This window comes from Lactobacillus sp. WILCCON 0058 (assembly GCF_057198005.1).
Window position 1 is genome coordinate 2,052,746 of the sequence record NZ_JBUBHM010000001.1, and the last position, 23,903, is coordinate 2,076,648.

18 protein-coding genes are annotated in these 23,903 nt (G+C 49.5%); 7 read left to right on the top strand and 11 right to left on the bottom strand.

The window, feature by feature from the left end:
* Nucleotides 1-32: 32 nt before the first annotated feature.
* Together ACYVUU_RS09545 and ACYVUU_RS09550 are read right to left on the bottom strand one after the other, a co-directional pair.
* Nucleotides 33-401: a helix-turn-helix domain-containing protein gene (locus tag ACYVUU_RS09545; RefSeq protein WP_439774734.1), complete on the bottom strand. Its 369-nt coding sequence runs from the start codon at nt 399-401 to the stop codon at nt 33-35.
* 133 nt (nt 402-534) lie between these two features.
* Complete coding sequence (locus tag ACYVUU_RS09550) at nt 535-1,548, bottom strand: NAD(P)H-dependent glycerol-3-phosphate dehydrogenase (protein ID WP_484500744.1); 1,014 nt, start codon at nt 1,546-1,548, stop codon at nt 535-537.
* A gap of 535 nt (nt 1,549-2,083) precedes the next feature.
* Here ACYVUU_RS09550 and ACYVUU_RS09555 point away from each other — a divergent pair.
* The gene (locus tag ACYVUU_RS09555; protein ID WP_484500745.1) at nt 2,084-3,826 is read left to right on the top strand and encodes a diguanylate cyclase domain-containing protein; all 1,743 of its coding nucleotides are present in this window, start codon (nt 2,084-2,086) and stop codon (nt 3,824-3,826) included.
* 14 nt (nt 3,827-3,840) lie between these two features.
* Nucleotides 3,841-4,911 (top strand): LLM class flavin-dependent oxidoreductase, encoded by a 1,071-nt coding sequence (locus ACYVUU_RS09560; protein ID WP_439774737.1) that lies wholly within the window; start codon nt 3,841-3,843, stop codon nt 4,909-4,911.
* Nucleotides 4,912-4,966: 55 nt separating this feature from the next.
* Here the strand turns inward: ACYVUU_RS09560 and ACYVUU_RS09565 are convergent, their stop codons facing one another.
* Together ACYVUU_RS09565 and ACYVUU_RS09570 are read right to left on the bottom strand one after the other, a co-directional pair.
* Nucleotides 4,967-5,659, bottom strand: a complete 693-nt coding sequence (locus ACYVUU_RS09565) for a hypothetical protein (RefSeq protein ID WP_484500746.1) — start codon at nt 5,657-5,659, stop codon at nt 4,967-4,969.
* Nucleotides 5,660-5,990: 331 nt separating this feature from the next.
* A complete protein-coding gene (locus ACYVUU_RS09570; RefSeq protein ID WP_484500747.1) occupies nt 5,991-6,809 on the bottom strand; it encodes a class C sortase in 819 nt (272 codons plus the stop codon).
* Nucleotides 6,810-6,977: 168 nt separating this feature from the next.
* Between ACYVUU_RS09570 and ACYVUU_RS09575 the strand changes: the two genes are divergently transcribed.
* Together ACYVUU_RS09575 and ACYVUU_RS09580 are read left to right on the top strand one after the other, a co-directional pair.
* Nucleotides 6,978-7,850: a LysR family transcriptional regulator gene (locus ACYVUU_RS09575; RefSeq protein WP_484500748.1), complete on the top strand. Its 873-nt coding sequence runs from the start codon at nt 6,978-6,980 to the stop codon at nt 7,848-7,850.
* Between the two features lie 73 nt (nt 7,851-7,923).
* Nucleotides 7,924-8,109 carry a hypothetical protein gene (locus ACYVUU_RS09580; protein WP_002879841.1) on the top strand — a complete coding sequence of 62 codons (186 nt, stop codon included), beginning with the start codon at nt 7,924-7,926 and terminating at the stop codon, nt 8,107-8,109.
* Nucleotides 8,110-8,166: 57 nt separating this feature from the next.
* Here the strand turns inward: ACYVUU_RS09580 and ACYVUU_RS09585 are convergent, their stop codons facing one another.
* Nucleotides 8,167-10,032, bottom strand: coding sequence for a beta-glucoside-specific PTS transporter subunit IIABC (locus ACYVUU_RS09585; RefSeq protein ID WP_484500749.1), 1,866 nt, complete (start codon nt 10,030-10,032; stop codon nt 8,167-8,169).
* A 211-nt stretch (nt 10,033-10,243) separates the two neighbouring features.
* Between ACYVUU_RS09585 and treR the strand changes: the two genes are divergently transcribed.
* From treR to ACYVUU_RS09600, 3 genes are all read left to right on the top strand, one after another.
* Nucleotides 10,244-10,951 (top strand): trehalose operon repressor, encoded by a 708-nt coding sequence (gene treR, locus ACYVUU_RS09590; RefSeq protein ID WP_484500750.1) that lies wholly within the window; start codon nt 10,244-10,246, stop codon nt 10,949-10,951.
* Between the two features lie 9 nt (nt 10,952-10,960).
* Nucleotides 10,961-12,616 carry an alpha,alpha-phosphotrehalase gene (treC, locus tag ACYVUU_RS09595; RefSeq protein WP_484500751.1) on the top strand — a complete coding sequence of 552 codons (1,656 nt, stop codon included), beginning with the start codon at nt 10,961-10,963 and terminating at the stop codon, nt 12,614-12,616.
* 289 nt (nt 12,617-12,905) lie between these two features.
* On the top strand, nt 12,906-18,047 hold the full coding sequence (locus ACYVUU_RS09600; protein WP_484500752.1) for a mucin-binding protein: 5,142 nt from the start codon (nt 12,906-12,908) through the stop codon (nt 18,045-18,047).
* A 64-nt stretch (nt 18,048-18,111) separates the two neighbouring features.
* Here the strand turns inward: ACYVUU_RS09600 and ACYVUU_RS09605 are convergent, their stop codons facing one another.
* From ACYVUU_RS09605 to ACYVUU_RS09630, 6 genes are all read right to left on the bottom strand, one after another.
* Nucleotides 18,112-19,161 (bottom strand): P-loop NTPase family protein, encoded by a 1,050-nt coding sequence (locus ACYVUU_RS09605; protein WP_484498910.1) that lies wholly within the window; start codon nt 19,159-19,161, stop codon nt 18,112-18,114.
* A gap of 166 nt (nt 19,162-19,327) precedes the next feature.
* Nucleotides 19,328-20,170 (bottom strand): ATP-binding protein, encoded by an 843-nt coding sequence (locus ACYVUU_RS09610; RefSeq protein WP_439775687.1) that lies wholly within the window; start codon nt 20,168-20,170, stop codon nt 19,328-19,330.
* Between the two features lie 204 nt (nt 20,171-20,374).
* Nucleotides 20,375-21,637 (bottom strand): ferric reductase-like transmembrane domain-containing protein, encoded by a 1,263-nt coding sequence (locus ACYVUU_RS09615; protein ID WP_484500753.1) that lies wholly within the window; start codon nt 21,635-21,637, stop codon nt 20,375-20,377.
* A gap of 3 nt (nt 21,638-21,640) precedes the next feature.
* Nucleotides 21,641-21,901 (bottom strand): hypothetical protein, encoded by a 261-nt coding sequence (locus ACYVUU_RS09620; RefSeq protein ID WP_439775690.1) that lies wholly within the window; start codon nt 21,899-21,901, stop codon nt 21,641-21,643.
* A 32-nt stretch (nt 21,902-21,933) separates the two neighbouring features.
* A complete protein-coding gene (locus ACYVUU_RS09625; protein WP_439775691.1) occupies nt 21,934-22,974 on the bottom strand; it encodes a zinc-binding dehydrogenase in 1,041 nt (346 codons plus the stop codon).
* Between the two features lie 30 nt (nt 22,975-23,004).
* A complete protein-coding gene (locus ACYVUU_RS09630; protein ID WP_439775692.1) occupies nt 23,005-23,847 on the bottom strand; it encodes a DUF3737 family protein in 843 nt (280 codons plus the stop codon).
* Nucleotides 23,848-23,903: the final 56 nt, after the last annotated feature.

Here is a 23,903-nt window from a genome sequence, read left to right on the forward strand (position 1 = left end):
AAAGCAAAAGAAAAAGGCGGGGACTTCCCGCCTTACTGAGCATCGCGCTCGGCGATATCGCAGCGCATCAGCTTCTCAATAATGTCAATGTATTCCCGCGGCACTTGCCGGCCTTGATAAGTGAGGCGCACATCCCGGTCGGTCAAGTCGACCACCTTGCGATCAATCAGCCCTTCCTGCTCCAGTACTTCCACCGGCAGACCGGCTAAAATACTGCTTCTGGACACGCCAAAAACATTCGCTATCTTCTCAACAGCCTTCATCCGCGGCACCTTGCGGCCAACCTCCCAATTGGAAACCGTCTGCTTGCTTACTCCCAAGGCCACGGCCAGCTCCCGCTGGCTCATTCCCCGCTGGCGGCGCAGGTCTCTCAAATACTTGCCAATCGTGTTCTTATCCATCCAAAGTCACCACCTGTCATAAGCATAGCATAAGTTATGACAAAATGAAATGTTTATGAGAGTGATTTACCTTTTTTTAGAAAAGAAAAAATAAAAAGAAGTCTGCTTGGCGCAAACTTCTTCATAAATCTCTTTACTTGGTCATTTCTGACTTCTTTTCCCGCATCATCAAGGCGTCAACGGTTTCCCGGGCGTCGGCACCGTGGTTGACTACGGCATCAACGGCAAAGACGATTGGCATTTCCACGTCATACTTCTCAGCCAGTTCCAAGGCAGCTGGAATAGCATTGATCCCTTCAACAACCATGCCCACTTCCTTCTTGGCTTCTTCAGCGCTCTTGCCCTTGCCGATCAGGTAGCCGGCATTGTTGTTCCGGCTTTCCTTGCTGGTGGCGGTAACGATCAAGTCACCCATGCCGGCCAGACCGTCAAAGGAGTCTTCCTTGCCGCCCATCTTGAGGCCCAGGCGCTTGATTTCCGCCATCCCGCGGATGATCAAAGCGGCCCGCATGTTGTCCCCGTAGCCAAGTCCCGAGCAGATCCCGCTGGCCAAAGCAATCACGTTCTTCAAGGCCCCGCAGAGCTCAACGCCCAGGCGGTCAGAGTTGGTGTAAACCCGCATGTTCTTGTTCATGAAGACGTCCTGGACCTTTTCGGCCACGTCTTGGTCTTCACAGGCGGAGACGATGGTGGTTGGCAGGTCCTTTGCCACTTCTTCAGCGTGGGTCGGGCCAGACAGGGCAACGTAGTGGACATTGCCATGCTTGCCATCCTTGTTTACTTCGTCAGCGATGACTTCAGTCAAAGTCAAGAGAGTGTCCGGTTCGATCCCCTTAGCCACGTCAACGATGATCTGCCCATCTGGAATAAACGGGGCAGCAGTCTTGGCAGTTGAGCGGACGAAGACTGATGGTACGGCGAAAAGGATGATGTCCTTGTCTTGGCAGGCTTCTGCGATTTCCTTGGTAAATTTAATTTCGTCAGGAATAACCATACCTGGCAGGTTCTTCTGGCGACGAGTTCTTGAGAGTTCGTCGACTTCTTGCGGCAGGGCTGACCAGACGGTCGCTTCATGACCAGAGTTGCTGAGCATCCGGGCCAGTGCCATGCCCCAAGTACCTGCTCCCAAAACACCGATTTTTGCCATATTATTACCTCACTTAGTTTGTTGATTCCTATTCGCGGCAGACAATCGGCCGCCGCTGATCTAACCTATTATAGCACTCAGCCGGCAACTTTCTCTTTACCCCCGGCCTAATTATTAAAAAATTAGCCTCTACCAACGCAAAAAAAGACGTTTCCCAATTGAAACGCCCATTAGAGAATAGCCATATTAAAAAGTGTAAACAAAAACAGCTATGAATTTATCTCCAAGTGAAAAACTCAAGAGTTTATTAAAAGCAACCGCTTACTCTTGCATAGCCTATTGTATGATGTAAAATAGTCTTTGACAAGAGTTTTCGTGAATTTAAACATTTTTTATGCACTTTTTTCAAAAGGCGAACAACTTTTTCCTAATTGCTTTCTCAGTTTTATAACATTTTAACAATTTGTAATAATACTCTCCGCTATAGTATACTGAACAATAGGATTATTCGTTAGCAATTTGAACAAATCCGCAGCCAGTGACGTTATAACTAAATCGAAAATATATTATAGTAAAAGCAAGGTGCAATTCAGCAATGTTTAAACAGCTTAGGAAAGCAAATCAAAACGACTACTTGCTCATCGCGGCCACTTTGATTTTGCTGGCCGTCTTCAATCTCAGCTTGCTCAGCTACGTCCAGGAGCAGCAGAAAGCTGCCGAGCGCGACCAGGCCCAGGCCCTGGCGGCCGGTTTCTCCCGGACCTTGAAGGGTGAGATCAAGAATGCCTTGACCCTGTCAACAACTCTGAAGGAACTGGTTTTAGCCAGCAATGGCAAAGTCCAGAATTTCTCCACCGTGGCCAAGGACCTTTTAGAAGAAAATGAAGCAGCCAGCAACCTACAGCTGGCGCCTAATGGCAAAGTCACCGAGATCTATCCTTTAAAAGGAAACGAAGCAGGCAAGATCAACCTTTTAACCGACCCGATCCGCGGCCCTCTTTGCCGCTACGGGATTGCCCACCAGGTCACCGTGACCCAGGGGCCGATCTCCCTTAAACAGGGCGGGAAAGGCGTGGTCATGCGGACGCCGATTTTTATCAAGAAAAACGGCAAAAAGCAGTTCTGGGGCTTCGCCATCGTAGTGATGAAGATTCCTCAGACCTTCTCCTCCACCGCAGCCAACCTTAAATCAGCCGGCTACAGCTATGAATTGGAAAAGCAAGTTTCTCCCTTAAATACCAGCTACAAGCAGGTCATGCAGCAAGGCAATCTCCACGAGCCGATCAGCTACAGCTTCACCACTGCCGACAACAGCCACTGGTTCTTGAGAATCGCTCCGGCAACTGGCTGGCGCTACACTAAGTGGAACTGGTTCATGGGCTACCTCATACTCATCGACTTTGCCATCGCGGGTCTCATGCTCTGGGTGATCAACCGGCGGATCAGCGGGCGGATCCTGGAAAGAGAAGCCACGCTAGATCCTTTGACTCAAGCCTACAACCGGCAGGGCTTTGACTGGAAGCTGTCGAGCCTGTCTGCTAAAAAGCAGCCAGAGACCACGGTGATCATGCTGGACATTGACGATTTCAAGTCAATCAACGATGTCTTTGGCCACCAAACCGGGGACGCGGTTTTAGTCCAGCTGACCAAGAATTTGAAAAAGTGCTTTGGGCCCAATGCCATCATTGGCAGAAACGGCGGGGATGAATTCGTCGTGGCACTTCCTGGCAAGATGTGTGACAACCAGGAAGCTATCAAGGGCCTTTCTGTTTTAAAGCAGGAAGTAGAAAGCAACGGGGAGGAAATTCCTTTCTCCGTCTCCATCGGCTACAGCGAATTCCCAGGCCAGGCCAAGGACTATGAAGAAGCCCTAAAATTTGCCGACGCTGCCTTGTACGAAGTAAAAATTGCCGGCAAGAACAATTTTGCCAGCTACAAGTCCAGCCTGTCGGAGAAGAAGCACCGAAACCAGTTGGGCCTGGGTTTAAGAGCCCTGGCGGCCGGCGACCCGACTCCTCTTTTGGTCATGCAGATGGATACCAAAGAGGTCATCTACGTCAACAAGAGTCTGCTGGAATTGTTTGGCTGCGAATTGTCGGCTGACTTTTATGACTACTATGGCCAGTCCCTGCTCAACTTGGTTTCACCAAGCGACAGAGACAGGATCAAGGAGGAGTTTACCGACTTTGTTGAATCGGCAGCTGATGAAGAGCGTTTTAGGGACGACTGCCAGATTTTGACGGCGGACGCCCGGACCCTGCGCGTCTTCTGCGACATGAAGTATTCTGTCAACCAGCGCTATGGCGCCTTGGTTTATATCAGTTTTATCCTTAATTAACGGAGGCAGAAAAAATGGCTGAAGAACAAGAAAACAAGCTGAACATTCCCAATCTGCAAATTTTGGGTCAAGACGACAGTCCCCTTTTTCAAGGAGCAGGCAGCGATGCCAAGAAGGTTGTCTATCCCAAGCAGTTTGCCAACCACCCGGGCTTTAAGCAGGTCTTTCAGCCGGGTAAATTGACTTTCGGCTTAATGGCGCCTTTTAAGGGCTACCCGGACAGCCAGATTCCAGATGTCAGCGACCTTTTTGACTGCGCCAAGGCAGCGGAAAAAGCCGGCTTTGACGCCTTGTGGATCAGAGACGTTCCTTTTTATGACCCATACTTTGGCGACGTTGGCCAGGGACTTGATCCATTCACGACTCTGGGGGCTCTGGCCATGACCACGGACAAGATCGTATTGGGGTCTGCCGGCTTTATTTTGCCTGAGCGGAATCCGATTCACGTGGCCCAGGCGGCCGTGTCAATCGACCGGCTCAGTGACCACCGTTTCTTGTTGGGTTTAGTCAGCGGGGACCGGAAAAATGAATTTAAAGCTTTTGGCCGGGACTGGAACGAGCGCAGCGAGATCTTCAGAGAAGGCTGGGATTTGGCCAAAAAGTCCCTGACTCACCCCAACCGCCTGCACTTCAGTGGCAACTACTACAGTAAGCTGACCGGGTCTTTGAGCGTCGTGCCTCAGCTTGAAGAGGGCTACCAGATGCCAATGGTCGCGATCGGCCGCTGCCGGCAGGAATTATCCTGGCTGGCCAATGAGCCAGACGTCTGGATCTGGCATGGGGTTGGCGAAGATGAGACGGCATCGGTGGTTAAGAAGCTGAACGACTTGAATGAGGACGGCAACTGGCATCCCTTCGGCTACCAAAACTTCGTTGAACTTTTGGATGACCCGGATGCCCCATGCCAGCTCTTCAACAAGATCTACCTGCGCGGGGGAGCAAAGAGCCTGGGACAGTTCTGGCGCAAGCAACGCGAGGAAGGCTTAAACCACGTGATCATCAACTTCAAGCCAACCAAGCGGCCAATTGCTGATTGCCTGGCTGATATGGAAAAGTACGTTTTCCCGGAAGTAAATAAGGACTAAAAAAAGGCTCTGCCATCGTGATTGATGACAGAGCCTTTAGTTTTGCTCAAATTAATTACTTAGCTGAGCTAGTTGAAGATGCTGAAGTTGACTTTGCGCTAGTCTTCTTAGCGGCCTTCTTGGTTGACTTCTTAGCAGTCTTAGCGGCCTTCTTAGTTGACTTCTTAGTGTCCTTAGCTGCCTTCTTGGTAGTCTTCTTAGCAGTCTTAGCGGCCTTCTTAGTGTCCTTTGCAGCCTTCTTAGTTGACTTCTTGGTAGTCTTAGCGGCCTTCTTAGTGTCCTTAGCTGCCTTCTTGGTAGTCTTCTTAGCAGTCTTAGCTGCCTTCTTAGTGTCCTTAGCTGCCTTCTTGGTAGTCTTCTTAGCTACCTTCTTTGCAGCATTCTTGGTGGTCTTCTTAGTTGACTTCTTAGCTGCCTTCTTGGCGGCCTTCTTAGTTGACTTCTTAGCTGCCTTCTTGGCGGCCTTCTTAGTTGACTTCTTTGCTGCCTTCTTGGCGGCCTTCTTGCTTGATGATGAAGCTTCTGATGAGCTTGAAGCCTTTGATGATTCAGATGAGCTGGTCTTCTTTGATGAAGTTGATGAGCTTACTGAGCTGGTCTTCTTTGATGAAGATTCAGCAGCAGTCTTGTTGCTCTTAACTTCAGTCTTGTTTTCAGTTGCGGCCAGAACTGGGCTTACGCCAGTAGCAAGCAGTGCAGCGGCAACAGTAGCTTTACCAAGGTTCTTCATTAAACGGTTGTTCTTCATAATACGGTTCCTTTCCCTATATCGAGATCAAAATTATTTTTATTGCTTGCCCTTAATTATACTCAATTATTGAAGGATGTTAAGCTAAAAAATGAAGAAAATGAAGAAAATTAGAATTAAACTTTTATCCTAGGAATAGATAAAATTATCCAGCTTATTTTCTAGTCATGCACGTTTTTAACCTGCTTTTTCCACCTATGAACATTGTATGATTCATTTCTATATGTCTACACAAAAAATAAAAGTTATATTTTGCCTAAAAAGTATAAGAAAGTATAAACAAAAACAGCCCTGCTGCTCGGCAACAGGACTGCTAAAAAACTTATTCTCTTTATCTGCTCCGCCGGAGCAAGGCGATCAGCCAGACTACGACCAAAAGACCGAGCAAGGCCATAGCGCCGTAATAGATCAGCTTCTTCGGGGAAATGAAGAAGCCTAACTTGCCCTTCTTATCCTCCGGCAGGTTCTTTACTCTGCCCCCTCTGACCAAGAGCCGCTCGGTGTTGATCCCGTAAGGCGTGCAAGTGAGCAGGGTGCAGTAGTCCTTGCCTTTGACGATCTGTAAATACTTGACGTTGTTAGGCTTAACGACGTGAATAGCATCAACCTTGTAGGTGATCTTTTTGCCTAAAGTGGTGACCGTAAAGTAGTCCCCCTTCTTCATGGCATCCAGGTCAGTGAACAAGGTCGCGCTCGGCAGACCCCGGTGGCCCACCAGTACCGAGTGGGTCGACTTGCCCCCGATCGGCAGGCTGGTCCCCTTCAAGTGACCGATCCCGTCACCCAAGACGCTGTTGGCTGTCCCGTGGTAGACCGGCAGATGGACTCTGATTTTAGGAATGTCAACGATAGCCATCACGTCCGTGTCCGCTACTTTAAGCTGACTTGAGTAGCCCGGGACCAGGTTTGGGTGATAAAAAGTTTCTGGATCTTTGGCCAAGGCCTCGTTATAGGCTCTAGCCTTTTTAAAAAGCTGCTGGCGCTGCTTTTTGGTCGCCTTTCTTACGGAACCGGCGTAGCTGTTGACCGCATTGCCGCTGTTTTGCGTATTTACATAGTCACTTATGACCGGATACAGAAGGATGATGAAGCCGGCCAGGATCACCAAGAGCCGGATGATCAGTGATTTTTTCGACATTTTTTCAGTCACTTTCTATTCTTTCTGTACAATATTCTACTACATGCCGCTGGCCAGCAATTACATTGCGGCGATAAAAATACTTGTCAATTCTGCCCTAAAGATGATTCGGGGGTTCTAAATTGAAAATTGTCGCTTTTTTATGCTAGTATACGTCTAGAACATAGTGAGGTAAAAATAATGATCGATCCACGACTACTTGAAGAATTAGTTGCCTTTGCCGAAAGCGGGACCCTCAGCGGGGCAGCTGAAGAGCTGCACTTGACCCAGCCGACGGTGACGCGGGGGATGCAGAAGCTGGAACAAGAGATGGACGTCGCCCTTTTCAACCGATCCGGCAACAACAAAATCACTCTGAACACCACTGGCCAACTCGCCGCTAAAGAAGCCGCCCGTTTGCTCGCCATGGAGAGCAGCATGCTGGAAAAAGTCCAGAACTTCGCTAAAGGCCAAACCCGTTTCCTAGTCGGTTCAGACGCCCCTGGCCCCTTGCTGCTCAGTGAGCGGATCGAAAACAAGCTACCGGTCAAAGTTGAGCTGGACCAGAAGCTGCTTGAAGAAAACGAGCTTCTGCCGGCAGTTGAAAGCTACCGCTACCAGATGGTTTTCAGCAGCCGTGAATACCAGACCGACCTTTGTGAGTCCCGCTATATCGGTTATGAGCAGCTTTTTCTCATGTGCGACAAGGATAGCGACTTAGCCAAGAAGGGCTCAGTTACCTTCCAGGAGCTTGCCGGGGTCAGCTTTATCGTCTTGCAGGATATCGGCCCTTGGAAGCAGATCAAGGAAAAGGCCATCCCTCATCCTCACTTCATCTACCAGGATGATGTGGATTCCCTCACCGAATTAACCAAATACTCCCAGCTGCCCGTCTTCCGGTCCAACCTGTCCAACCCTGACTACCCAGAACTTGGCAACCGGGTTCCGGTCAGAATTGCTGACCCGAAGAACCGGCTTGACTTCTACGCCGTCTACCGCAAGGACCAAAAGAAGATGGTCACCCCTCTCTTGGACCTTTTAAGCAAAAACTGGCCAGAAGATTTTCCATATTAATTTATAAGCAGTAAGCATTTTTCCTTTTTTTAGAGGTAAAATTAAATAAACTACGAAAGAGGAGGATAATGCTATGCAATTCACCAAGCAATTTGAAGGCACTTTTGCCCAAGTTAAAGAGCAAATCGACAAGTTCGTTGCTGAAGGCGGCCACATCGACGCGGTCATCACTGACCACACCGGCGAAAAGGTTACCGAAGACCACACCTTTGGCTACAAGATGCGGGTCATCGCTATCTGCAGCGAAGAAGAAAGCTAAATAAGCGCAAAAGACGCCATCCCCAAATCGAGGGATGACGTCTTTTTTCTCTGCAAATTATTCAACGCTTGGCAGCTTAACGTCCACGCCGTGCTTGTCAGTGACTACCGTCATGACCGTTGGGTCGTAGCCGGCTTCCTTGATGCCGTCCAGGTCAAACTCGATCAGAGTCTGCCCGGCCTTAACCAGGTCACCTTGTGCAACCTTGACGTTAAAGCCCTTGCCCTTAAGCATAACCGTGTCGATCCCGATGTGGATCAGCACTTCCGCGCCGGCCGTAGTCTTCAAGCCAATCGCATGGCCAGTTTCAAACAAGGCTGCTACTTCACCGTCAACCGGAGCCTTAACCACGCCCTCAGTTGGCACTACCGCGAAGCCTTCGCCCATGGCACCAGTTGAAAAAACTGGGTCGTTAACGCTTGACAAGGCAATCACCTTACCAGCTACCGGAGCAGTCAAAGTTTCGCCCTTTTGCTTGGCTTCGCTGCCTGGCCGCTGCTTCTTTTCAACCTTCTTGCCGGCAACCATTTCATCATTGTAGCCCCAAACCCAGGCCACGATGAAGGAAATTACCAAAGCTGCCGCGCTGGACAGAAGGAAGGCGTAGAAGCTGGTCAAGTCGCTTGGATTCTTCGGGTTGAAGAAGGATGAGAAACCGATCAAAGAACCGGTAAAGCCGTACATGGTCCCGTGCATCAAGCCAGTAATCAAACCACCGACTGCTGACCCGATCAAACCTGAGATGAAGACCTTCTTAAAGCGCAGGTTGATCCCGTAGATAGCTGGTTCCGTAACCCCGCAGAAGGCTGAAACAGCTGCGGAGATACCCAAAGTCTTGGTCCCCTTCTTCTTGGTCTTCAAGGCTACAGCCAAAACTGCTGCACCTTGGGAAACCATGGTAGTAGAAATAATTGCGTTCAGTGAGCTCTGGCCACTTTGGGCAATCTGCTGGGCAACCAGCGGTACAACACCCCAGTGCAGACCGAAGATAACCAGAACTTGGTAGAAGGCACCGATCAAGAGGCCGCCGATCCAGCCAGATGCTGAAACAACCCAGTTGATCAAGTCGGCAATCCCGTTGGCTACGCCTTGAATCACCGGACCGGTAACCATCAAGGTCACTGCTGAAACCAGCAAGATAGTGATCAATGGAGTAAAGATCATCTGCAGGTAGTCCGGCAGGTGGTCCTTCAGCCAGTCTTCCAGTTTCTTAGCCAGCCAAGCGGCCAGAATCATCGGGAAGATTGAGTAGGTGTAGTTCAGGAACTGGAAGTTAAAGCCCCCAATACTGAACATGGTCTTGTACTGTCCGCCCCAGGTAACCAGTTGCGGGTAAGTCAGGACCCCGCCGATTACCGCGGCCACGATTGGGTCGCCGTTCAACTTTTTAGCAGCGGCGAAGCCAACCAGGATTGGCAGGAAGTAGAAGGCTGAGTCCGCCATGGCACTGACCGTGATGTAAGCCGTGCTCTTCACGTTCAAAAGTGCCCCTAATTGCGGCAAAGTCAACAGGGCCAGGATCCCCTTGATGATACCGGAAGCAGCGATAACGCCAACTACCGGACTCATGGAACCGGTGATGAAGCCGATCAAGTTGCCAAAAGCTCTGGAAACCGGGTTCTTGCCGTCGTCTTCCTTAGTCTCAGTTTCTTCGCCGCCTTCTGGCAGGCCGCCCAGTTCCGCCATCACGGCGTCGTAAACCTGGGTAACCGCATTGCCGATGACCACTTGGTACTGGCCGGAAGCGTGCATTACGTCGATGACGCTGTCGGTTTCCTTTAATACTTCATCGTTGGCCTTGCTTTCGTCCTTAAGGTAGAAACGCAGACGCGTGATGCAGTGAATCAAGCTGTTGATGTTCTCCTTGCCGCCTACATTGGCGATGATCGTCTTCGCCAGGGCGCTGTAATCTTTCTTTGCCATATTCATTCTCCAAAAACTTAGCGGGTAACCGCTTTCTCTTAACTGTCTCCATCTTACACTTGTGCATACAAGTTGTCAACAACTTTTCTAAAACCTTTTTCCATCAGCATTGTTTCCGGTTTCTGTTTCTAATTTATCTTGTCCATACATGTTGAAAAAATCTGCCTGCCCGGCTATAATGGAGGCATAAAAGAATTTGGAGGCAACTGACATGACTGCCAAGCAAGACATGATTACCCAAGACCTGGCCGGCAAGATCCGGCACGGGATCTACCCGCCCAAGAGCTTTTTGCCCAGCGAAAACGAACTGGCCAACCTCTACGGGGCATCCCGGAACACGGTCAGAAAATCCCTGGAAGACTTAACCAGCCTGGGATTAATCCAGAAGATCAAGGGCAAGGGCTCAATCGTCCTCGACTTTTCCCGTTTAAGTTTTCCTATTTCCAGGATCACGACTTTTAACGAGCTGAACCAATCCCTGGGGCTGAAAGCTCAGACCAAGCTTTTGGAAATCAAAGAAGTAAAAGAAGTTCCCGACGACTTCAGCTGCGACAACACAGAGCCTTTTATCAAGGTCAAGCGGCTCAGAATCATTGACGGTGAGCCGGACGTTTTGGACGTGGACTACATCTCCACCAAATACGTCAAGGAAATCAGCCCGTCCGTGGCGGAACATTCCTTATATGACTACTTTGAAAATGACCTGGGTCTCAAGATTTCCTACGCGGTTAAAGACGTCAGCGTGCAGACCGTGAGTGAGGAATTAGCCAAGATGCTGGAGCTGGACTCCGACCGAAAAGCCGTTTTAGTTAAGAGCATGGTCTACTTAGAGGACACCTCCCTCTTCCAATTGACCGCCTCTTACCACAATCCCAATCGTTTCAGATTTATTGACTTTGCTCGCCGCAGCAAAATATAGGAGAAAAATATGCAAAATTTAGGCCAAAAAGTCATCTACCAGATCTACCCAAAGTCCTTCTACGACGCTAACGGCGACGGAATCGGGGATCTTCGGGGCATTATCGAGAAGATCGACTATATCAAGAAGCTGAATGTGGACATGATCTGGTTCAACCCCTTCTATGTTTCCCCGCAAAACGACAACGGCTATGACATCGCCAACTATAGGGAGATCGATCCCCTTTTTGGCACCATGGCTGACTTTGAAGAGCTGCAGGCCAAACTGGCGGACATCGGCGTTGGCGTCATGCTGGACATGGTCTTGAACCACTGCTCAACTGAACATGAGTGGTTCAAGAAGGCTTTAGCCGGGGATGAAAAATACCAGAAGTTCTTCTACCTGCGGCCTGGCAAGCCTGACGGCAGCCTGCCAAACAACTGGCAGTCCAAGTTCGGCGGCCCGGCCTGGTCCAAGTTCGGCGACACTGGCCTCTACTACCTCCACCTCTATGACCCAACCCAGGCTGATCTGGACTGGCACAACCCGGAAGTCAGAAAGGAACTGGAAGACGTGGTCAACTTCTGGCGGGGCAAGGGCGTCAAGGGCTTCCGCTTCGACGTCATCAACGTGACGGGCAAGAGCGAAGACCTGGTCGACTCCACAGACCCAACTGAAGAAAAGACCCTCTACACCGACACGCCGGTGGTTCACGACTACTTGAAGGAACTGAACCGGACGACTTTTGGCCAAGATGAGGACTCAATTACAGTTGGGGAAATGTCTTCAACCACCATCCCCAACAGCATCCGCTACACCAACCCTAAGGAAAAGGAACTGTCCATGGTCTTCACCTTCCACCACTTGAAGGTCGACTATAAGAACGGGGAAAAGTGGACCAAGATGCCTTTTGACTTCATGAAGCTGAAGGGCCTGCTCAGCTCCTGGCAGACAGGGATGACGGCAGGCGGCGGCTGGAACGCGGTCTTCTGGAACAACCACGACCAGCCTTGGGCCTTGAACCGCTTTGGCGACCCGGTCTACTACCGGGAAAAGTCAGCGGAAATGCTGGCGGCGACGACTCACTTTTTGCGGGGAACGCCATTCATCTACCAAGGTGAAGAACTGGGGATGGTTGACCCGGACTACCAGTCAATGGACGAGTACGTGGACGTGGAATGCAAGAACGCCTACCAAGAATTGCTGGACAAGGGCATGAGCGAAGATGAGGCTTTTGCAATCATCAAGGCCAAGTCCAGAGACAACTCCCGGGTGCCGATGCACTGGGACGACAGCAAGTACGCCGGTTTCAGCCAGGTTAAGCCGTGGCTTATGCCGACCCACCAAGACGAAATCAATGTCGAAAAGGAACTGGCTGAGGGGGAAGTTTTTGCCTTCTACCAGAAGCTGATTGCGTTGAGAAAGCAGGAAGACGTGATTTCTGCTGGCGGCTTCCGGGAAATTCTCCCGGATGACCAGCAAGTTTTTGCTTACGTCAGAGAACTGGACGGGGAAAAGTTAGCTGTCTTCAACAACTTCTACGGAAAAGAAACCATTGTGTCCGTGCCAAGCGACCTGCGGGAGAGCGGGCAGGTTCTTTTGGACAACTATCAAAGAGAGCTCAGCCAGCTGCCAGCTGAATTGAGCCTGCGGCCATACGAAACTTTAGCCTTTAAAATTCAATAAAAATGAAAATGCCTTGCAAGATTTAGACAAAAGTCTGATGCTTACAAGGCATTTTTTGTAATATTCATCGCTTTTTCGTATTTGATCGTCCATTATAGCGATTTTTTGCTAAAATTATTTATAAGGACTTACTTTAATATTGTTCGTTTAGATTATAAGTAGAGGAAGTCCTTTTCTTATAGCCAATTGAGTGTAATTTTCTAAGCATGTATCGTTTTTCAATGATACATAAAAATTTTTACATAAATATATAGTTGTTTTAGTATAAAATCATAGAGGACTGATAATCATGAGCCATAAACACGATCCCTACTTCAACGCCAAATTAAATGGGAAAGAAAAGTTTGGCTTTCGTAAATTATCGCTTGGCCTGGCGGCAGTTGCGTTAGGAACCAGCTTTTTCGTAAGTAACGGGCAACTGGTGCACGCGGCTGACGATCAAGCGACTGAAACTGTCGTGCAGCAAAGCAGCAGTGCGAGTGACACCGGCGCGGCAGATACAAGCTCTAGTACTGCAGCTGCAGAGAATACTAGCAGCGAGAATGCTACTGCTGCCGCGGAAGAGACTGCTACTGCGGAAAACGCAACTGAAGAGAGTACTAGTAACGAATCTACCGTCACAGACACGGCAACTGCAGAAAATACAAGCAGCGAATCTACTAGGGAAGAGACTGCTACTGCTGCTGAGCAAAAGCAAGCAGATGTAACAAGCAGTCAAACTGCTTCAGCAGAAACAGCAGACAAGGAGACTGCTGAACCAGCAAAAGAAAGCGCGGCAGCCGCTGAAAGCAGCATCCCGGAAAACGAGACAAGCACTTCCCAAAATAACACTGAAGCCCAGGAAAGTAAGCAAAGCAATGTCAACTACAACATCACTGTCTACGACAGCGCGGAAAATGCCAAAAGTGCCAATCCTGCTGGCAAAATCGAAAGTTCCCCGGACAAGCCTGAGAATTTGACGCCAGGCAATCAAAACATCTATCTGCGCTTCAACATTTCTGGCTTAGCGGAGAATACCACCCCGCTTACGATTTCTTTTGACAACGCGGGCGGCTTAAGAAACAGCAGCAAGGATTTTGTCATTTCCTATAACGCGGGCACTACCACCCTGCTTGAACAGAGCAAGCCGGTTTGGAACTTAATTAATAACGGTGACGGCACCCTCACTTTAAGCCGGGCTGAAAACACCAACGCTACTAGCGCGGATTTTTACATTCCTGTCCAAGCCAACCGGGCAATCAATCCCAGCTTAAGTGACGAAGGAAAAGACAGCAGTTTAACGCCGGTGATTACTACTAGCGACGGCACAGCAGTTTCTTCAACAACTAGCGGCCCGGTTCTGTACGCCAAGATTACGCCGGCCAAGGATTTTGTCCAAAGCGATGAGATCCTCTACGGTTTTTCCATGGAAGAAAGATCTCTGACCGATGAAATGAGATATAATCCCGGCGCGAGCGATGGCGACTCCACTGATATTTCGCTTGAGCATGAATTGGACTTGCTGAAGGCCAACAGCGACGGCGATGTGAAGCAGTTTATCGACAGCGCGGTTGCCAACAACACTGTCTACCAGTGGGGATACTACTTCAACTACCCTAAGACCAGTTTGGAAAACGCGGACTTCAGATCATATTTTGACAAGATGCAGATCCCGCTTTACTCGACGCTTAAAGTTTTTGCAGTGCCTGACGATTTAGTCAGCTACACTAATAGCGCGGGGCAAACCGTCAGAATTGGCGAAGACCAGAAGTTAAGCGAGCTTCCGGAAGATATTCAAGCTCATTATATCGATGGAAAAAATATTACCGGGGACACGACCGTCTACAGTATCATCACTTCTACGCCAACTGTCACGGACCTGCAAGACTATTTAAGAGACTTGATTAAAAAGCAAACCAGAACAACAAGCAATGGCTATGATTCAAGCATCCCTACTGAGGAGAATGGTTTTACTTACGACCAGACTGATTTGACCCAGTACGCGGGCAAGGCTTACTTTTTCCAACTAGATACCCTGCCTTCTGCCGGGAGCGGAACTAGCATGCACTTTGAGGACGGCCGCGCCGGGACGTATAACGTTCCGCTAAACAGAAACGGGGATGCTGGCGGCTTCGGCAGCGGCAGCACGATCACGACCAGAGAAAGCAAGACGATCACTGAGCAGATCAAGTACGTCGATGAAGACAAGATTGGGGCAGATTCTACTGCTGAGGAAATTTTTGCCGTGGCTTTTGGCAACAATGGTGATCAATACTCGATCAGCAGCGACTATAAGTCTGGCATGGTTACCTTGACTAGAGATGTGATCACTGAGGAGGCGACCGGTGTAAAAAGCTATGGTGACTGGACTATTTCCAGCGGCTTTAGCGCGGTAAGCAACCCAGCTATCGATAACTATAAGATCGATGCAAGCAAGATCTACGAGCAGTTCATGGGCGTGGCCAGCGCTTTAGCGTCAACTAGTGCGGACAGCGTCGGCAGTGTTTCGACTGATGCAATCCTTAAGGAAGCCGATGCCATCACTGATGGTTCTGTTCTGCAAGTTGTTGTTCCATATAAGCAGAACATCTCAATTTCTCAAGAAACTAAAACTCTCAGTGAACAGATCAAGTACGTCGATGAGGACAAGATCGGGGCCGATTCTTCTGCTGTGGAAATCTTTAATGCGGCTTTTGGCAACAATGGTGACCAGTACTCTATCAGCGGCGACTACAAGTCTAGTGCTGTCACTTTGACTAGAGACGTTTATACTAATGACGTCACTGGTAAAAAGACTTACGGCGACTGGACGGTTTCCGGCGGCTTTAGCGCGGTAAGCAACCCGGACGTTGCAAACTATAAGATCGATTCAAGCAAAATCTACGAACAATTCATTGGCGCAGCCAGCGCTTTAGCATCAATCAGTGCGGAAACTGTTGGCAGTGTTTCGGCTAATGCAATCCTTAAGGAAGCCGATGCCATCACTGACGGTGCTATCCTGCAAGTTGTTGTTCCATATAAGCAGAACATCTCAATTTCTCAAGAAACTAAAACTCTCAGCGAGCAAATCAAATACGTTGATGAGGACAAGATCGGGGCAGATTCTTCTGCTGTGGAAATCTTTAATGCGGCTTTTGATGAAGGTGGTGACCAGTACTCTATCAGCGGTGATTACAAGTCTGGCATGGTTACCTTAACTAGAGACGTTTACACTAATGACGTCACTGGCGAAAAGACTTACGGCGACTGGACGGTTTCCGGCGGCTTTAGTGCGGTAAACAACCCAGCTATCGATAACTATAAGATCGATGCAAGCAAGATTTACGAGCAGTTCATGGGCGCAGTCAGCGCTTTAGCATCAACCAGTGCGGAAACTGTTGGTAGCGTTCAAGCTGAGGCACTCCTTAAGGAAGCAGACACCATCACTGACGGTGCTATCTTGCAAGTTGTCATTCCATATAAGCAGAACATCTCGGTTTCCCAGGAAACTAAGACTCTCACTGAGCAGATCAAGTACGTTGATGAAGACAAGATCGGGACTGATCCTTCCGCTGTGGAAATCTTTAATGCTGCCTTTGGCAAGGACGGTGACCAGTACTCTATCAGCGGTGACTACAAGTCTGGCATGGTTACCTTAACTAGAGACGTTTACACTAATGACGTCACTGGCGAAAAGACTTACGGCGACTGGACGGTTTCCGGCGGCTTTAGCGCGGTAAGCAACCCGGACGTTGCAAACTATAAGATCGATTCAAGCAAAATCTACGAGCAGTTCATGGATGCAGCCAGCGCTTTAGCGTCAACTAGTGCGGACAGCGTCGGCAGTGTTTCGACTGATGCAATCCTTAAGGAAGCCGATGCCATCACTGATGGTTCTGTTCTGCAAGTTGTTGTTCCATATAAGCAAAACATCTCAGTCTCACAGGAAACTAAGACTCTCACTGAGCAGATCAAGTACGTCGATGAGGACAAGATCGGGACTGATCCTTCCGCTGTGGAAATCTTTAATGCTGCCTTTGGCAAGGACGGTGACCAGTACTCTATCAGTGGTGACTACAAGTCTGGCATGGTTACCTTAACTAGAGACGTTTACACTAATGACGTCACTGGCGAAAAGACTTACGGCGACTGGACGGTTTCCGGCGGCTTTAGCGCGGTAAGCAACCCGGACGTTGCAAACTATAAGATCGATTCAAGCAAAATCTACGAGCAGTTCATGGATGCAGCCAGCGCTTTAGCGTCAACTAGTGCGGACAGCGTCGGCAGTGTTTCGACTGATGCAATCCTTAAGGAAGCCGATGCCATCACCGATGGTGCTATCTTGCAAGTTGTTGTTCCTTATAAGCAGAACATCTCTGTCTCACAAGAAACTAAAATTCTTAGCGAGCAAATTAAATACGTTGATGAGGACAAGATCGGGGCCGATTCTACTGCTGTGGAAATCTTTAATGCGGCCTTTGATGAAGGTGGTGACCGGTACTCGATCAGCGGTGATTACAAGTCTAGTGCTATCACTTTAACTAGAGACATTTACACTAACGACGTCACTGGCGAAAAGACTTACGGCGACTGGACGGTTTCCGGCGGCTTTAGCGCGGTAAGCAACCCAGCTATCGATAACTATAAGATCGATGCAAGCAAGATTTACGAGCAGTTCATGGGCGCAGTCAGCGCTTTAGCATCAACCAGTGCGGAAACTGTTGGTAGCGTTCAAGCTGAGGCACTCCTTAAGGAAGCAGACACCACCACCGATGGTGCTATCTTGCAAGTTGTCATTCCTTACACAGCAGTACCAACTACGCCAGATAAGCCGACTACACCAACTACTCCAGACGTGCCTACTACGCCAACCACGCCGGACGTACCAACTACGCCAACTACACCAGACGTACCGACTACACCTACTCAACCGGATGTGCCTACTACGCCGACTACACCAGACGTGCCTACTACACCTACTACGCCGGATGTGCCGACCACTCCAACTACGCCAGATAAGCCGACTACACCTACTCAACCGGATGTGCCGACTACACCAACTACGCCAGATGTACCGACTACGCCGGTAGTACCGAATGAGCCTACCACTCCAACGGTACCTTCGAAGCCAACCACACCTAACGAACCTACCACTCCAACGGTGCCTTCGAAGCCAACCACACCTAACGAGCCTACCACTCCAACGGTGCCTTCAAAGCCAACTACACCTAACGAGCCTACTACTCCAACGGTGCCTTCGAAGCCGGCTACTCCTAACGTGCCTGCTACCCGGCAGCTTAGTCATGGTGGTACGCCAAGTAAACATAAACATGTCACTACTAGCAAGAGTAATGAAACTACTTTGCCACAAACTGGTGAAAAGAAGTCTAACTACAATCTTGCAGCAATGATTCTGACTTTGCTTAGTACTCTTCTTTTTGCATTCACTGGCAAAAAACGCAAGAACGATTAGTTAGGTTAAAATTATCGAGATAAAAAATCGCAGTACCGATAATGGTGCTGCGATTTTCGTTTGATTAATAAGTTTCAAAGCGAACAAACTCCGCGAATCTAGGCAGGGCAAAGGAGATGGTTCCATATCGGCGGGTATCGATCAAGCCCTGGTTCTTGAGTCGGCGCCGGTATTGATTGAACAGGTTAGGATTCATTTCCAGCCGTTCACGGAATTCCTTCACCTTTCCGCCTTCGTTTTCAGCAATCACGCTCAAAACACGCTGATCCAATTCAGACAGCTCACTCCATAACTTGGCGTATGAAGCATCAGCTAAGAGCTGATCGTATTCTTGCAGAGTATCTTCGCCAATCTCACAATTTCCCTGCTCCCAGCAAACATAACCTAGAGTCTGAAAAGCAAAAGGATAGCCCCGGGTCAACTTGGCCATTTTTATACTCTGCTCTTGATCAAGCTTGAAGATGCTGGAATACGCATTGGCTACCGCCATCTGGTTCAAAGGCGCCAACACAATCTTTGGCGACCGGTAAAGGAAAGTCAGATTTTTAACATCTTGCAAGGACATGATTTCATCATATAAGCCAGTTGCCAAAAAGTACAAAGGACGATTATTACTGATGAAAAGTTGGAAAGCACTGGCAAATCTTTGCATCTGCGGGGTGTTGGTTGCTTCATCGATTGCTACTAACACTTTAATCCCCTGCTTTTGGAAGGCCGCCAAAGTCTTGTCAATGGCATCTACCAGATTAAGCTCCGGCCGCTGGTGGTTAACCGTAACACTTGCGCCGAATAATGAAAGGCCATAACTTGCTTCGTAATTGTTAGGATTGAAATAACGGCTGTTTTGCAAGTCGCTGTACAAAGCTTCCAGAATATCATCTAGAGGACTAATCTTGATTACCAGCCAATTTTTCATTCGACCGATCCGCTCACAGATGTCCGTCAAAAGAACCGTCTTGCCGCTACCTCTGATACCCATCAAAATATATACTTGATCAGTTACAGGTGGTTGAGTAAACGTTGTAATTACTCTGTTGCTGTCACTTAAACGGGTAATATATTCTACTGGTTTTCGTCCAAAAGAGATACTAAACGGGTTTTTACCTAAATACATGTCTGCCCTCCTTTTAATGTTTGTCTTTGTGTTAATTCTTATTATACAAGTTTTTACAACTGTATACAACTGACTACAACTTTTGATTTCTTATACAACTGACTACAACTAGCTACAACTGTATACAACTTTTTTCGCAAAAAATAGCAGCATCCCCGCGATGCTGCTATTCGTTTTCCCTCTTAAAATCAATGATCAATTCCGTACTGTCCTTGTCAGTAAGCAACTTCGGCTGAGTCGCCTGGAGCTTGGCCATGGTCTGGTAGATCCGCTGGCCGCCATTGCCCGATCTTTCACCCAGCCTTGCCCGCATGCAGGCTGAAAAAATCAAGGGGTTGCGGGGCAGGGACTTGCCACCTTTAATGAAATCGCTGGTGGAAATCTGCATCCCTCCCGGGTTGAAGAAGTCAATCGCCGTCCCCTTCATCGTGATCTTGCTGGACAAGTGGGAAGAGTAATCCGCGTGAACCAGGAAATTGACCAAGGCCTCATGTAAAACCAGATCTTCCTCCTCCCGGTTCGGCGAATCCTGGATATCGCGGTTAAACCGCTGCCGGACTTGCATGTAGAAGGAAAACAGATTTTCCGGGCAGCCATTTTCTGAAGAAGTATAGATTCTGCCTAGATCGGGCTGGTCGGGATTGCTGATGAAATCAATGAAAAAGCTAGGGAAAACGTAGCGGATCGAGTCGTACTTGCCAAACAGCAAAAGTGCCGCCTTGGTGTACTTCCACACCCGCTGGCTGGATGACCGGTCTTCCTTGATGAGGCCGATCGATTTCAAAAAGCTCTCGTCATCCAAGGCCACATAGCTCCGGCTTCCCCTGGCTTCCAGCAGGGCCTGGTATTGGCGCAAAGACGGCAGATCAAAATCCTGCAACTCAAAATTGTCCAGCATTTCTGAATCTACAATCTGCCCGCCGCCCTTAAAAAAGCTCTCCAGCCGGCCGGCGTTCAGCTCTTCAAGAAATGGAATTTCCTGGGCAAAAAGTTCCGCGCAATTGCTCATCACAAGACCCTCCCTTTATCGTTTATTTTAATTTTACAATGAAGCTGAACGACTAACAATTAATTTTCTATGCTTTTCTACTTAAAAAGCTATAAATTGCGCTACTCTAAGTAGAATTATCAGCAAAAGCATTACCGGTGTGTATAATATTTAAGTTATAATAATTACACAAAAAATAACAGCACCGTAATTGGTGCTGTTATTTCACATACCGATATTTTCGTCAAAAATCCGGTTCTTTTCAACGTCAAACTGGCGAAGCTTGTCTTCAACCCGCTTGAGCACCATCCCGGAGCCAACCACCAGGAAGAGACCCCGGCTGATTTCTTCAGCCGTCAGGATCTCCTTAAGCTGGTCATCCTTAAAGCGGTGCTCCTGCTGGTCCACTTTAGCCCCCTTTTCGGTCAGGCCAGTGAACCGGTCAGCCAGGTAATTTTCCTCCTGCCCCCTTGACCAAATCAAGTGAACAGGCCGCTTGCCAGCATATTCTTCCGCCAGGTCGATCAAGGGCGCTATCCCTGTCCCCAAGGCATAAGCAACCAGGGGCCGGTCTGGATTCTCCCTTAAAATCTGGTCAAAAAGTCCATACGGCCCTTCCAAATTTACCTGGCTGCCAACCGGCAGATCGGCCAGCTTCCGGGTGTAGTCGCCGACTTCATGGATCAAGAAGGAAACTTGCTTGTCTCCTCTTTTGAAAACGGAGAAGGGATGCTTTTCTCTGGAAAAACCCGGAGCCTTGACGGACAAGAAGTAATAGCCATCCGCTTCCAATTTCGGGGCATCTTCTCCCAGCTTGACGGTTATTTCCAAAACGCGGCGGGCCAAGCTTCTGCTGCCCGCCAGCTGCCCCTGCCGGCGCGGGTCGCCATCTGCCACGAACTTCTGGTACGCGTATAAGGAAAAGAAGAACAGTGTGTACAGGTTAAACGCCAGAGTAAAATATGGCAAATTTCTGATCCGCGGAATCACCTGGACATGCAGCCAAATCAAACCAATTACGACAAAATTCAGCCGGTGCAGCCAAAGACTCAACTGGTGGGGCAGTTTTTTCTTCAAGCGGTCAAAAAAGACGATTCGGTCACTCAGCCAGCCGGACAGGAAGACCACGGCCAGGAGAATGAGCACGATTTCTAAGCCCCAGGCAAAGTTTCCCGTGTTCCGGATGATGGCATGGAAAGAGGAAAGATCCAGCTTGTGGACCGTCACCGCCAGAAGCGCCGCGATCCCCAGCATCCCATGCAAAGCATACATGACTGGCAGACCCAGCCGCTTTTCCAGCCACTTAGGCCGGGTTGCCAGGAAAACAATGGCCAGCCACCAGACATAAGCCGCGATCCCCAGGTCGATCGCCAGAAGATTGGCCAGGCTGTCCACCAGATAGCGGTTGAGAAGCAGGGTCAAGGGCAGAGGCAGGAACAGAAACAAAACAATCCCGGTCATGACTGATGCAAATTGGTGTTTTTTCATATGCTAGTATCCCATCTTTTTAAAAACCAGCTTGGCAGGATAAGTCTTCTTTAAAGGCTCAGCCGCTTTTTTCGAGCTGGACGCCTTCATCGCCGTGACCGGAACTACTTTTTTGGCCTTTTGGGCGGCAGAATACGATTTCTTGACCTGCGAAACCTTTAGAGCAGACTCTGGTGAAAGAGAGCTGGTCTGCTGGCCAGGGTAAAAAGCAAAAACGCCTCCGGCCGCCAAAACAAACCCTATTATTATCAAAGTACGTTTCATTGTCATTCCCCGATTACAGCAAAATACACTAATTAATCAACGATGACGTAGGACTTGATGACCTCGCGCTTGTCCATGGCTGAGTAAGCCTGGTCAATTTCATCCAGGCTGAAACTGCCGGTAAAGACCTTGCCCGGGTTGATTTCACCCTTGAGGACGGCATCAAGAAGGACCTCCTTGTCATAAGTCGTTACCGAAGCCGGACCACCAGCCACGCTGATATTTCTGTAAAACGGACTGGTCATATCCTGAGCAGGCACGTGTGGCAGACCGACCCGGCCGACAGTTGAGCCTGGACGGCCGACAGCCATGGCGGTTGCCGTTGACTGTTCAGTGCCGACGCATTCCAGAACTGCGTCAGCCCCGAAGCCCCCGGTCAAAGCCATGATGGCCTTGACCGCTTCATCGCCGCGGACGGCCACATTGTCAGTTGCCCCGAATTCCTTGGCCAAAGCGGCCCGGTCCGGGTGGCGGCTGGTGGAAATGATCCGCTTAGCCCCCAGCATCTTGGCGGCAATAATCGCGCATTGGCCAACTGCCCCGTCGCCCATAACGACGACCGTGTCGCCTTCCTTGACGCCGGCGACTCTGGCAGCGTGGTAGCCAGTGGCCATGACGTCAGCCAAAGTCAGGAAGGACTTGAGCATCCCTTCGCTGTAGTCTTCCGGCTTGCCCGGAATTTTCACCAGGGCCCATTGCCCGTGCTGGAAACGGATGTATTCAGCCTGGTTTTCGCCGCTGAAGTTGTCCGTGTGCCCCTGGCAGGCCCCGTCAAAGCCCGCCCGGCAGGCTGGGCACTGGCCGCAGCCGTGGGTGAACGGCGCGATCACGAAGTCGCCCGGCTTGACCGTGGTGATGGCTGAACCAGTTTCCACCACGATCCCAATGGCCTCGTGGCCCGAGTTGGCGGAGTCAGCGCCGACGTGGTCGACGTCGCGGTAGTTCCACAAGTCTGACCCGCAGACACAGGCCCGGATTACTCTGATGATGACGTCATCGTCTTTTTCCAGCTTGGGCTTAGGCGCGTCAACCAAAGCCATTTTTCCTTTTTCCGCAAATACTGCTGTCTTCATGAAGACCTTGTCCTTTCTTTAAAAAATCGCTTAATCAGCCGTCTCGATTTCAACCTGGTCAAAGTCGATCTCCGGGTCGTCCAGGATGATGTCGTCTACGTGACCGACCTTGATCTTCCCGCTGACCGGGTTCTTGATGCTCATGATGTCGCCGGTGATTTCGGCATCGATATTCTGGCAGTATTCAAAGGCCAGGTCGGTCCGCCGGGTCCGGCAGTCCCGCATCTTTAGCCCGTCGATGTAGCACAGGCCCTGGTCGCTTTCGATCGTGCAGTTGATCAAGGTGATGTTCTTGGTGTTCCAGGCCAGGTACTCCCCGCTGATTCTGGAATCATAAATCGTCACGTTATCGCAGTTCCAGAAGGCATCTTTAGAAACCAGGCGGGAATTGTGGACTTCCACGTTCTTTGCCCCGTCAAAACAGTAGTTGCCGATCAAATCCAGGTGGTCAATGTAGATGTTCTCGCTGTTCATGCCAAAGTAGTCCCCGTTGACCGTCAGATTGGTCAAACGGACATTTTTACAAGTCCACAGGGTTTCTTCCGCATTGGAAAAATGCACGTGATCCAAAGTTACCCCGTCGCAGCGGCGCAGCTGCTTTGGCGCCTGGATGCTGCTGTCGGTGATCGTAATGTCGTCGGTATACCAGATCCCTGACCGGGCCATGGTTTCAAAAATCGTGTCTTTTACTTTGACATGCTTGTCGTACCAGAGAGGGTACTTCCAGGTAAACAGCACCCCGTCTAAGTCCAGGTTGCGGCCTTCCTTCAAAGGCGATTCGCCCGTGCCAAAAGTCACGTCCTTGATCACCGCGTCCCGGGTTCCAAACAGGGGGCGCTCGCCGTCATAGTAGCCATTGCTGATTTCTTTCATTTCCGGAAATCTCCTCTCATTCAATTTTCGTCACAATCTTTTTCTCTAGTATAATT